Source organism: Halomonas sp. (assembly GCF_041689495.1).
Lineage (GTDB): Bacteria > Pseudomonadota > Gammaproteobacteria > Pseudomonadales > Halomonadaceae > Halomonas.
On sequence record NZ_JBDNGD010000138.1, the window covers coordinates 1 to 2,383 of the forward strand.

The following is a 2,383-nucleotide window of genomic DNA, read 5'->3' on the forward strand; positions in this document are numbered from 1 at the left end:
CATACGGTAGCGTATATGCTGAAGCATTCGGATCTGTTCGATGAGTTGCCCGACAAGTTCTACGATTCTGCCTTTCTGGACCGGCTCCATTTTTATATTCCGGGGTGGGAAGTCGACATCATCCGGGGCGAGATGTTCTCCGATGGCTACGGCTTCGTGGTGGATTATCTCGCTGAAATTCTGCGCTCCATGCGGAACTACGACTACTCCGATCAGTACCGGGAGCATTTCACCTTGTCCTCGGATATCTCGACCCGAGACCGGGACGGCATCAACAAGACATTTTCCGGCTTGATGAAGATTCTGTTCCCCCAGGGCGGCGCTACCAAGGCGGATATTGAGGAGTTACTGCGGTTTGCCATTGAGGGGCGCAAGCGGGTCAAAGACCAGCTGATGAGAATCGACACTACCTATGGCGTGGTGCGCTTTGCCTACCTGGATGTTGATGGCAAAGAATCGCTGGTCACCACCCTTGAGGAAGAGGAATACCCTGGCTATTACCACAAGACGGTGGCTGAGACGGATATCGAGAGTGGCGCGGCTGAGTCGACTTCAGCTGAAGAGCCAGCGGATAGGTCACATAACGCGCCTGAGATCGCTGAGCCTGCGCTGGAAGAAAAGCACCTGACCTTCCAGGAAAATCAGAAAGGCATCTCATTCGATACCCTGTTTGGCCCATACATGAAGGGCGCAAGCCGTATCACTGTAACTGATCCTTACATCCGCCTCTTTTACCAGATTCGTAACCTGATGGAATTTCTCGAAGCCATCGTCAAGAACAAGGCCCAGGAGGATGAAGTGGCGGTACATCTGGTCACCGTCCGAGATGAATTCAAGGGTGAGCTGCAAGACGAGAGCTTTGAAAAGATCCAGAAATCTGCTCGCACGGTGGGTCTCGAATTCTCCTGGGAGTTTGACGATACCGGCACCGTTCACGCCCGACATATCGTAACAGACCATGGCTGGAAGGTATCACTGGACAGAGGCCTGGATATATTCCAGCACTACGAGATGAACGAGGCTTTTGCCTTTGCCAACCGGCTTCAGAAGTTTCGTGCGACCAAGGCCTTCGAGGTAACGTTTATCAAACAGGCATAGCGTGTATAGGGAGCGTAATGGCAGGCCGGAGGTCAGGTATCCGTTTCCCGCTCCCACCAGGACTGCAACAAATGATCACAACCCGGCAAAGGGCGTGCAGCTGGGCCTTGTAGTCCTTGTGCGAGATCGCGCTCGGGGAGGGCTTGCTGGCGTGACCGGTCAAAGGCGGCATCGGGGGCCTCACTCGCTGGAGAGACCGGCCGCCCGCAGGCGGCCCTTGAGCCGCTCGACTTCCTCGAGCAGATCGGCGACCAGGGCGGCGAGTTCCGGCTCGGCCTCAAAGCCTCGCTCGAACTGGCAAAGCCGCCTGGCGCGGGTCAGGTCGCGGCTGGTGAAGCGCCAGTTCGCCACGTAACGCGAGCCATCGGCCAACAGGCCGCTCTCGATGTGCTCGACAACCCATTCGGTCTCGACCGCGCAGGCCCGAGCCAGCTCCTCGAGGGTCAGGGCCGACTCGTCGATCAACTCCCCCTTGGCGGTGCCATTCGCTGCCATGGTCTATTCTCCCAGCCACTGCTGTCGCGGGTTGAAGGCCAGATCCCGCGCCATGGTTTCATAGAGTTCGCGGGCCTTGGCGGTGTCGGCCGATGGCAATACCACCTCCAGTTCCACGTAGAGATCGCCCGGCTCCGGCCCCGGGATCCCGCGCCCCTTGAGGCGCAGCCGGCGACCGGTCTGCGAGCCGGCCGGCACCTTGAGGTTGACCGGGCCCGACGGGGTCGGCGCTTCGATGCTGGCGCCCAGGGCGGCTTCCCAAGGCGTCACGGGCACGGTTTCATGCACGTCCCGTCCCTCGACCCGGTAGTGGGAATCCGGCGTAAAGTGAATCTCCAGGTACAGATCACCCGCCGCGCCGCCACCGACACCGGGGCTGCCCTGTCCCGTTAGACGAATGTGCTGACCCTCTTTCACGCCTTTGGGAATACGCACGCTGAGGGTGTGTTGGCGGGTCACGACCCGCCCTTGTGCATCGACCAAGGGCACCTGCAACGTGATCGCCCGGGTCGCCCCCTGATAGGCATCCCTCAGGTCGATGAAGACCCGGGCATGACGATCCTCACCGCGCATCCGGTAGCCGTGTGCCCCTCCCCGGGCGGCCTGTCCGAACAGGTTGGCGAAGAAATCGCTGAACTCACCGAGGTCGTCACCTTCGAAACCCTGCCCCGTGAATTCGAAGCCCGCATCCCAGTCCGGCGGCGGCTGGAAATCCTGGCCTGATCGATAGTGCTGACCCAGTTGATCGTAGGCGACCCGCTTTTCCGGATCGGACAACACCGTCTTGGCC

General features: G+C 59.8%; 3 protein-coding genes. 1 reads left to right on the plus strand and 2 read right to left on the minus strand.

The features are described from left to right. Positions 1-1,098: BREX system Lon protease-like protein BrxL (locus tag ACESMD_RS04580; RefSeq protein ID WP_372610763.1), on the plus strand; the 1,098-nt coding region annotated here is incomplete at its 5' end. A gap of 180 nt (positions 1,099-1,278) precedes the next feature. Here the strand turns inward: ACESMD_RS04580 and ACESMD_RS04585 are convergent. Next, a complete protein-coding gene (locus ACESMD_RS04585; protein ID WP_372610765.1) occupies positions 1,279-1,593 on the minus strand; it encodes a chaperone modulator CbpM in 315 nt (104 codons plus the stop codon). A gap of 3 nt (positions 1,594-1,596) precedes the next feature. After that, the coding region (locus ACESMD_RS04590) for a DnaJ C-terminal domain-containing protein (protein ID WP_372610767.1) at positions 1,597-2,383 on the minus strand (787 nt) is incomplete at its 5' end.

Excerpts from the sequence above, each read along its gene's own strand:
- ACESMD_RS04585 (WP_372610765.1), bottom strand. The coding sequence starts at position 1,593 with ATGGCAGCGAATGGCACCGCCAAGGGGGAGTTGATCGACGAGTCGGCC.